This window comes from Micrococcales bacterium (genome assembly GCA_009784895.1).
Taxonomy (GTDB): Bacteria; Actinomycetota; Actinomycetes; order Actinomycetales; family WQXJ01; genus WQXJ01.
In genome coordinates this window covers 18,109-27,564 of sequence record WQXJ01000036.1, presented here as the reverse complement: position 1 = coordinate 27,564, position 9,456 = coordinate 18,109, and the positions used below count along the sequence as shown (strand labels likewise).

The 9,456-nt window shown below is 62.9% G+C and carries 8 protein-coding genes; 2 read left to right on the top strand and 6 right to left on the bottom strand.

All coding sequences use genetic code 11. The features are described from left to right. Window positions 1-1,481, top strand: a 1,481-nt coding sequence (locus FWD29_07305) for a hypothetical protein (GenBank protein MCL2803740.1), incomplete at its 5' end; no start/stop codon positions are given. A 1,178-nt stretch (window positions 1,482-2,659) separates the two neighbouring features. Continuing rightward, window positions 2,660-3,247: a hypothetical protein gene (locus FWD29_07300; GenBank protein MCL2803739.1), complete on the top strand. Its 588-nt coding sequence runs from the start codon at window positions 2,660-2,662 to the stop codon at window positions 3,245-3,247. A 158-nt stretch (window positions 3,248-3,405) separates the two neighbouring features. Here FWD29_07300 and FWD29_07295 read toward each other — a convergent pair whose 3' ends face one another. The 6 genes from FWD29_07295 to FWD29_07270 form a co-directional block, all read right to left on the bottom strand. Then, window positions 3,406-5,028 carry a hypothetical protein gene (locus tag FWD29_07295; protein MCL2803738.1) on the bottom strand — a complete coding sequence of 541 codons (1,623 nt, stop codon included), beginning with the start codon at window positions 5,026-5,028 and terminating at the stop codon, window positions 3,406-3,408. A gap of 172 nt (window positions 5,029-5,200) precedes the next feature. Beyond that, window positions 5,201-5,839: a CBS and ACT domain-containing protein gene (locus tag FWD29_07290; GenBank protein MCL2803737.1), complete on the bottom strand. Its 639-nt coding sequence runs from the start codon at window positions 5,837-5,839 to the stop codon at window positions 5,201-5,203. A gap of 4 nt (window positions 5,840-5,843) precedes the next feature. Continuing rightward, entirely contained in the window at window positions 5,844-6,548 is a 705-nt protein-coding gene (locus tag FWD29_07285) for an ABC transporter ATP-binding protein (protein ID MCL2803736.1), read from the bottom strand. Then, a complete protein-coding gene (locus tag FWD29_07280) occupies window positions 6,541-7,329 on the bottom strand; it encodes an ABC transporter ATP-binding protein (GenBank protein MCL2803735.1) in 789 nt (262 codons plus the stop codon). Before FWD29_07280 ends, FWD29_07285 begins: the two co-directional genes overlap by 8 nt. Then, entirely contained in the window at window positions 7,326-8,471 is a 1,146-nt protein-coding gene (locus FWD29_07275) for a branched-chain amino acid ABC transporter permease (GenBank protein MCL2803734.1), read from the bottom strand. The genes FWD29_07280 and FWD29_07275 overlap by 4 nt, the downstream gene beginning before the upstream one ends. Before the next feature lie 44 nt (window positions 8,472-8,515). Then, window positions 8,516-9,400 (bottom strand): branched-chain amino acid ABC transporter permease, encoded by an 885-nt coding sequence (locus FWD29_07270; protein MCL2803733.1) that lies wholly within the window; start codon window positions 9,398-9,400, stop codon window positions 8,516-8,518. Window positions 9,401-9,456: the final 56 nt, after the last annotated feature.

Here is a 9,456-nt window from a genome sequence, read left to right as displayed (position 1 = left end):
TGGCCCGTCAAGCCCGGTCTCAACCAGCCGCCGGCCGGTCTTTGGCGAACGTCGAGGCTGACCTGTTGGTCGACTACCTGCACCAAGCGATTGACCAAGCTGACCAAACCGGCCGGACCTCCAAAGGCAAACCAGTCGACCAGGCCTCCCACGGCGACCAGAGCTCCCAAGGCGACCGAACCTCCCGAGGCGACCAGGCCTCCCAAGCCAAACCCGCCGGCCAGGCCTCCCAAGTCGGCCAGATCTCCCCAGTCGAACCAGCCGCCCAGGTCTTCCGGACGCTGCCGGTCGAAGCCGCCTCCCAGACCGTGCCGACCTCGCGCACCCTTCCGGTCTCCCAAACCCTGTCGGCCGTGTCACCCCAACCGGGCGTCACAGTCAGCAGGGCCCAGCCCGGCGAGACCGCCGACCCGGTCGATTTGGCCGCTGCCAGCGTCGCCGCCCCGATCGAGGTCAGGCCCGCTGTCAGGCAGCGTGCGACTGCTCGAAACGCCCGGTTGTTGGTGATGGTTGATGCCGACGTTCTGGACGCGACCGAAGCGGCGGCTGGAACCGTGATTGGCAGCCCGCCTAGGGCCGACCCTGCCTTCGGTCCGGTTGCGCCCGGCCGCCTGACCTCGACCAGCACAAGCCGGCTACTAGTCAAGATTGGCCCCGCCCAGCTCGACCCGGCTCATCCTCCCGGTCCAGGGCCAGGACCCCGACCCCCGGGTGCGGATCCCGTAAGACTGGAAAGCGAAATCCGAACTGGAGATAGCGGACCGCCGGTTGGCAAAGGGCCGGCTAGTCCAGATCGTGCGGATCCTCCGGGTCTGGGCGACGGTGAGGTGTCGTCTGGTTTCGCCGTGCCTCCGGATGGCAAGAGGTTGGCCAACTCGCCAGGCAACCAGCAACTGGCCAGCCACCCCAGCCCTGGAGCAATGGCGGGCCCTTCTGGTGGCCCGGCAGCCAGCTCATCGACTGGCCTTATGGTGGGCAGCGGGTCGGTCGTGACCGGCCCGGACCTGGACGGCCTGGTTGCCCTGGCTCACCGGCAGGCCATGGTGATTGACTCTGCCTCTGGTCGGCTAGTTGCCCTGGGGCCTAGACCATCCCGGCCCGGCGGCAAACTGATCCCGCCCAAGGTCACCTGGAACTGGAAAGACCCGGCCACCTGGCCGGCCGAACGGGCCTGGTCTGATAGTCGTTTGCCGTCCGGATGGTTGGCGTTGATGCTGATGATCAGAGACCAGACTTGTCGTTGGCCCGGTTGCATTGTCCCGGCGACTGATTGCCAGTTTGACCATCTTGAACCGTTTTCCTTGTTTCGTGAGTCCAGGGCACAAACTTGGGCTGGCAACCTGGTTTGTGTCTGTCTGATGCATCACCGGTTGCGACACGACCAAGACTGGACTGGCAGACGCGACCCCACCACCGGCCAGACCATTTGGACCGGACCCCACGGGCAAACCCTGACCAAGCCACCCGAACGGTTCGACTAGGCGCTAACTGGCGACGGCAGGCTTAAAGGAGTTGTGTCCCGTGGCAACCCCAGGGTCGCGGCGCACTGGCATAGGGCGGCCGCCGCGGCCGAGGCTGTCGGGTTTGGATTCGCTGCAATAGGCGGGGGGATTTCGCGACCGCGGCCCGGGCTGAGTCAGTGCGGATCGTGGCTGTCGCCGAGGCCGAGGCCGTCGGGCCTGGGGTCACTGCCAAAGTGGGGTTGATCTGTGACAGCTGGTGGCGCCGGCGCTGCAGACCTAGTCCATTGCCGGATGTGGGTGGCGCTGCGTGCCGAGCCCGCTGTTGGATCTGGGTGGCGCTGCGGCCTGAATGCACCACCTGGCGGCAGTGGCGGGGGTGCTCTTCCAAAAAAGGACGGTGCGAGCCTCTACCAGGGTGCCCTGTTCAGCCATACTGGTTGGTGGCCGGCTGACGGCCGGCCAGCGGCCGAGTGAGAGGCGAGCTCATGGCGGACGGGCCGAACAAGGGCGACCACGGTAATCCAGGGTCTAGTTCGAGTGAGCCTCGGCAACAGCCGCCCGGCCGGTCTGGCCACAACCCCGCAGACGAGCCTCCTGCGGGAGGGCAGCCTCCGGAGGTAGAGCAAAACCTTGCGGAAGGTCAGTCCACGGTGGCGGGTCAGACCCCGCCAGCGCAGTCTGGACAGGTTCCGACGGCTGATCAGGGGCCCCAGCCAGATGCAGGTCCGGCGGAACAAGGGCAAGAAGCTGGCGCGATGCCGACCGTCCCACCTACTACCTCGCCGGCTGGTCAGAGCCCCTCACACAGGCAGCGGCCGCCGAATCTGTCACCGGTGATTGGTGCCCGGCCGGCCGCCACGCTGGGTGCGCCATCGGCCGTCTCGCCAGGTGCACCGCCGGGGTTCGGCGCCCCAGAGGCTGCACCGCCGCCACCTGCCGCACCACCTGCCGCACCGCCAACCGGACCTGAAACCGGGCCTCAACCCGGGCCTCAACCCGGGCCCCAGGGAACGCAGCCTGGGGCTCCCGTTCACTTCGGGCCGCCAGGCGCACCGCCAGCTACTCCCATTTATCCTGGCCGGTCAGGCGGCCTGCCGGGTGGATCACCACCGCGGCAGCCGAAGTCACGAACCAAGATCCTCGTGGTACTGGCAGCATGCCTTGCAGCAGTGGCAATTGGCCTAGGCGCCTGGGCCGTGATCAGCGCTCTTCAGCGTGGCGACACTAAGGCCGCCCAACCAAACCCAACGGCGATTCAGCGTCCTGGGGAGTCGACCTCGCCCGGCCAACCGGCTCCAGGCCCCAACAAACCTCGCGTCACCACCATCGGCATGCCTGAGACTGGCTTCCTGGAGCTACCCGGCTACTGGCTCAAGCTGGAGCAGGAGGAGTTTTACGAGGAGATCGACGATCCAGACGAATACAACTCTGTGATTGCGACAAACTACCTGGTCACGGTGGAGCTCTGGACCCTCAGAGAGCCCACCCTCTATTGGGCCATGGTCGACACCATCCCGGAGAACCTCGAAGTTTTCTGTCAGAAAGAGACAATCCGCGAGAACTACCGGGTGGTTGCCGGGCTCGACGCCGCCTCCTGGCAGTGCGAGTCCGCACCGGACTTCGAGTCGGAATACGACTTCTTTGCCGTCTTCGTCTACAACTACGAGGGAGAAGCCCGGGTGCTTTACATGTACGGACTTGACGGCTTGACGCCAGAGGATCTGGCCATAGCGGAGACCTTTTCTCCCACCTGGAGTGGCGAAGTCGACATAGGCGAAATCTAGGCGTCAGATGTCGCGACCGTCGGCCAGCAATGGTGCCTGCGGCCATTGGGGCGAGCCCGGGTTGGCGCGCCCTAACTAGTCGTTAGGCCAGGCCGTCGACATTTTCGAGCCAGTTTGAGGTTGGTCTACGCCTCCGCCGGCGCGGCCCGACCGAGCAGCTATTTGACGTCGAAGGTGTACTTCTCGTCTCGGTTGTCCTCTGGGTAGAACGACACCTTCTTTGGCGTGGCCGAGGTGTCGAATTTGAAGGTCATCTCCGGCATGCTCATGTCTGCGCCGACAAGCTCGTGGTCCACCCCGTCTGCATCGGTGAATGAGCAATAGATCGGGATGATCATGGAACCGTTTCTGAAGGGCAGCTTGCCCATGCCGCTACCGAAGGCGGTAATGGTTGTGTTGCCTTCGTCGCTTTTGCCCACGGTGAAGGAGGAGATCGAGTAGGAATTTCCGTTGGACGAGATGTGGATGGGCATCCCCGCCATCTCCTGGGTGCCGGCTTTGCCGTCAGCGGCAAAATCGTGTTTGCCTTCCACCCGTGCCGTGGCGGCGGCGTTGCCGCCGCCGGAAGACGAGCCGCTCGTCAGACCAATCGGCAGGGCGATGGCCAGGATTAGCGCGTAGATACCGTACGGCACAATGTTGAAGATCTTGATCTGCTTCTTGCGCAGCCGGAATTCGTCTGGGGTTGCCGCTGTCTTCGCCTTTCCAGTCGTCACAATCGCCAAGATGGGCAGGATAGTCCAGAAAAGGAACACGGTGTTGATGATCGACCAGACCAGGAACTTCCGGGTTCCGGGGTTGTGGGCCTGAGTCTGCTGGTAGCCCATGCCATGCGGCGGGAGACCATATGGCTGCTGTTCAAAACCCGGCGGCGGGGGCGGCGGGAGCGGCGCGCTCGCCCCGAATTCTGACGGCAGGGGCGGAAGATCCGCACCGGGCCCCTGCCGCATTGCGGCCGATGGCGGCGGTGGCGGAGACGGCACGAACGCGCCCAGATCATCTGGCCCGGGAGGCGTCATGGCGCCGGGCGGGGTTGGCGGCGAGTCTGCGGCGAGCTCTGGCGGCCGGAATGCTTTTGGATCTGGTGGCTCAGGGGCCGGCAATTGACTGGGCGGACCTGGTGGAGGCGGCACAAACGCGCCGGGTTCCGGAACAAGGTTCCCTGGTGGCTCCGGCCCGGCAGGTGGTGGAGCTGCCTCCGTGGCGGGCTCATCGCTGGCTGGTTCTGCGCCGGAGGGCTTTGGGGCTGCCTCGGCGGCCACCGACGCGAGAGGTGTGGCTCCGGGCGGAAGCGGTGGCGCAAATGTGCCGGGCTCCGGCTGAAGAGGGTCTGGGGGCTCGAGTTTGGCTGGCGGCGGAGCTGAATCCACAGCTGGCTCGGCGGTGGCGTCGGTCGCCACCACGGCGACCACCGACACGGCTGGCGCCGTGGTGGTTTCAGCCTTGGTTGGTTCTGCGTCAGTGTCCTCTGTGCCAGCGAACCCTGCGCCGGCAGACTGGACCTCGGTGGGCACTGGCGCGGCTTCAGGTTGGGCCTCAGGTGCAGCCTCGGGGGCAGCTTCGGACCCAGCGCCCGATTCCGCGGCGCCAATCCTGGCCCAAGCCGGGATCTCTGGCACATAGCCAACCGGGTCGTACATCATGCCGGCGCTGAAATCGAAGACTGCCTGGCAGTGCTCGCATTTCACTTTGGCGCTAGTCGCCTCGGACTCCTCGACAAAGACGTTGGTCCACTGCCCGCAGCTGACGCACGGCAACCTGAGATGCGCGATTCGACCCATGGCTTGAGACTTCCCCCCGTTTGGCGCAACAAACATCGCCGGGTGGGAGCCCCCGGATTGGACTCACCCTAGCAGGCAGACACGCCAGATTCTGGGGACCAGGCCTAACCTCGCCGCGCATACCAACTGGTCAGGCGGCCGTGGCTGGCCCACTGACGTTGACCAACTGGGGTCAGGGGTTAACCAACCTCGCCAACACAACAAAGCCGCCGGCGGTCAGATCAGCCTCCAAGGCGTCGGTGTTAGGAGTGTTGACTCCAACAACTACGGTTGACTGACCCTCGCCGCGGTAGACCGCTACATGCTGAATATTGGCTTGGTGTCGCGCCGTGATCTCGCCCAACCGAGCCAGACCGCCAGGCACGTCGGTGGCCTCAACGGTCAGCCGCGTGCCGTGGTCGCGAAAGCCCAACAGCTCAATGAAGGCGTCCAAAATGACGCTTTCGGTGATGACCCCGACCAGCTCGCCACCTTCAACCACCGGCAGCATTTCGATCTTGTTGTCGCGCATGGCCACGGCCGCCTCTTCCAGCAGCGCGCCCGGGGAGATGGTGATGGGGTCGCGACTCATGGCCTTGGCCACCTTCAACTTGCTCAGCAAGTAGGTCAGCTCGGAGGCGGATAGCGAAGTGGCCGGCGAAGGGGAAGACGCCGCGATATCGCTATGCGACACAACACCGACCACCCGGCGGCCCTCGACCACAGGCAAATGTCGCACCGAATGCTTCGACATGACCGCAGCTGCTGCGGGCACGGTGTCATCAGGGGTCACAGTGAACGGATTGGCGGTCATTCGGTTCCGTACGAACATGGCCTCAACCTCCCAAGTAGACCCGCTTGATGTCCTCGGTGTTGGACAACTCAGCTGCCGAACCACTTAACACGATACGTCCAGTTTCCATGACGTAGGCCCGGTCCGCTACTTGCAGCGCCTTGTTGGCGTTTTGCTCGACCAACAAAATGGTGGTGCCGGCCTGGTTGATCGAATGGATGATCCCAAAGATCTCCTGCACCAGCAGGGGCGAAAGCCCCATTGAGGGTTCGTCCATCAACAGAATCTTGGGCCTGGCCATCATTGCCCGGCCCATGGCCAGCATTTGCTGCTCGCCACCAGATAGGGTTCCGGCCAGCTGTTTGCGCCGGTCAGCCAGCACCGGGAAGCGCTCGAAGACGGCGTCCAAGTCTTCGGCTATCTCTTGGCGATCACGTCGCTGGAACCGCCCCAAATCGAGATTCTCCAGCACGGTCATCAATGCGAAGACCCGCCGGCCTTCGGGCACCTGGCTCAGGCCCAGCCGGACCCGGGCTTGGGCCGAGGCGCCGGTGATGTCCTTTCCATCGACCAGTACCTTGCCGGAAGTGGGCTTGTTCAATCCGGAGATTGTCCGCAGCGTGGTCGATTTGCCGGCGCCGTTGGCGCCAATCAGGGTGACAATCTCGCCGTCTTCGACCTTTAGCGAAACCCCTTTGAGGGCGTGGATGCCGCCGTAGTGGACGTTGAGGTCTTGAATCTCAAGCATCGGCGGCCTCCTCACCCAAATAGGCTTCGATCACCTTGGGATTGGACTGGACCGCGGCCGGGGCGCCTTGGGCAATGACCACACCATGGTCCAGTACGTAGATGCGCTCGCAAATGCTCATGACCACGGACATGTCGTGTTCAATCAGCAAAATGGTCAGCTTGAACTCCTGGCGCAGCCAGCCAATCAGCTCGGTCAGCTGAGCTGTTTCGGCCGGATTCATGCCGGCCGCCGGCTCGTCCAGTAGCAGCAGCACTGGCTGGGTGGCCATGGCCCGGGCGATCTCTAGCCGCCGCTGCTCGCCGTATGACAGGTTCTCGGCCAGCTCTTCGGCCTTGGAATCGAGCTGCATAATGCGTAGCAGCTCCATGCAACGCCCTCGCAGCTCTTTTTCGACCCGCCGCTGTTTGGGGGAGTGGAGCAACGCCGCCACCAGCGTGTAACGCAAGTTCTGTTGCAGCGCGATCATGACGTTGTCCAGCACTGGCAGGCGCTTGAACAGCCGGATGTTCTGGAAGGTGCGGCCAATTCCGGCCCGGCAAATCGTGTGGGGCGCCTTGCCGCCAAGTTGCATGGTCTTGCCGTCGCGCTTGAATTCGATAGTCCCGGCCGATGGCGGGTAAACCCCAGTTAGCAGGTTAAATACAGTTGTTTTGCCGGCGCCGTTGGGGCCAATCAAGCCAACTAGTTCGCCTTGGGCCAAGGTCAGGTCGACATCGGCCACGGCTGCCAGCCCGCCAAAGTTCAAGGTCAAACCCGACAAAGTCAAAATGTCGCTCATGGCTTGGGCCCACCTCGCTTTCGGGGGGACGTCAAGCGGTCAAAGGCGGCCGGCGGTTCCTTGGTGATGCCGGAAGGCTTTCCTGTGTATTGGTAGTGCCAGGGTGCGACCCGGTCCAGTTTGGCCGGCCAGCGCCTGGTGGTGCCCTTTGACCGGCCAACATAGCGATAGCGCCATGGCAAAAGGTAGCCAAACATTGCCGGTTTGAGTTCGCCGTCGCCAAATAGACCCTGAGGGCGGAACAGCATGATAAGCACCAAGATCAGTCCGTAGAAGACCATGCGAAGCTCAGCGTATTCCTGCAGTTTCATTGAGATCAGGGCCAGCAATATGGCAGAGATGACCGACCCAGACAGGCTGCCTAGGCCGCCCAAAACCACGATGATCAGAATGTCGATCGACTTCAAGAAACCAAACATGTCGGGTTTGATGAAATAGAAGTACGAGGCATACAGCCCGCCGGCTATCCCGCCAAAAAAGGCCCCAATGACAAAGGCCAGGGTCTTGGCCCACAGCGCGTTGACACCAATCGAGGAAGCGGCGATTTCGTCTTCCCTAACGGCAATGGTGTTGCGGCCGTGGACCGAGCGCAGGAAGTTGGCGATCAAGACAATGGAGCAGGCAGCAAAGATGAACAGTATGTGCCAATTGATCAGCCGCGGGATGCCATTCAATCCGGCGGCGCCGTTGGAGAAGTCAAAGTTCAGCAGCAAGACCCGGATGATCTCGGCCATGCCAAGTGTGGCGATGGCCAGGTAGTCACCGCGCAGCCGCAGCGTCGGAATGCCAATCAAAAAGCCCACGACGGAGGCCAGGGCGGCGCCCACTAGCAAGCCGCCCACGAGACCCCAGATGCTGGGATACCGCATCGTCATCAGGCCGGTGGCGTAGGCGCCAATCGCCATAAACCCGGCGTGCCCCAGCGAAAACTGCCCGGTAAACCCGGTGACCAGGTTTAGGGAGGTGGCCAAAACAATGTTGATGCAAATCGTGGCCAGGATGGTCTGCTGGTAGTCGCCAATCACTCCAATGCTGACTAGGAAAAACACCACCAAGTAGGTTGCCACCAGCACGCCCGGCAGCAGGGCGGTGCGCAAAAGGGCCACTGGGCCCCTTGGCCGCGCCTCCAGCTGGGCGCTCATCAGACTTTCTCCCTGGCGTCCTGGCCCACCAGTTAGGCCGGCCATCAGACTTTCTCCCTGATGTTCTTGCCCAGCAAGCCGGCCGGCTTGACGATCAAAATGGCGATCAGAACGGCAAACACGACCGCGTCACGGAACATTGAGAAGCCGGTAGCGGCCACCGAGGTTTCCAGTAGCCCAATCAAGTAGGCGCCAAACAGTGCGCCCGGAATCAACCCAATACCACCGAAAACAGCCGCCACAAAGGCCTTCAGGCCAGGCATTAGACCCATCAGCGGGTTGATCGAGTTGTAGTAGACGCCAACCAGCACGCCGGCGGCACCAGCTAGGGCCGAGCCCAGCGCAAAGGTGACAGAAATAGTGTTGTCAACACTGACCCCCATTAGCCGGGCAGCTTCCATGTCTTGAGACACCGCCCGCATGGCTTTGCCCACGGAGGTCTTTTTGACAATGAACTGCAGCAGGATCATCACCCCCACCGAGATCCCAATGATCAGCAGCTGCAAGTTCTTGATAACCACACCGCCAACGTGGAACGACCCAGCCATAAAAGCCGGCAGCGGCGGGTAGGACCGCACGCCGGCGCCCACGAAGTACATCATGGTGTATTCAAGAGTCAGCGAGACGCCGATGGCGGTGATCAGCAAGGTGATACGCGAAGAGCCCCGCAGGGGCCTATAGGCGATGCGTTCGATTATCACGCCCAGCAGGGAGCAGGTCGCCATGGCGATGATGAGAGCCTCAAAGAAACCCAAGCCCAGGTTCGTCATACAGAAGTAGCCGGTGAAGGCGCCCACCATGTAGACGTCGCCGTGGGCAAAATTGATCAGCTGGAGAATCCCGTAGACCATCGTGTAGCCCAGCGCGATCAGCGCAAAGATGCTACCCAACGAAAGCCCGTTGACGAGCTGCTGTAGGACCTGTTCCACTGCTGTCTACTTCTGCCTAATTCCCGCCGCACTGCGTCGACTCGTGGGGCGCCGCA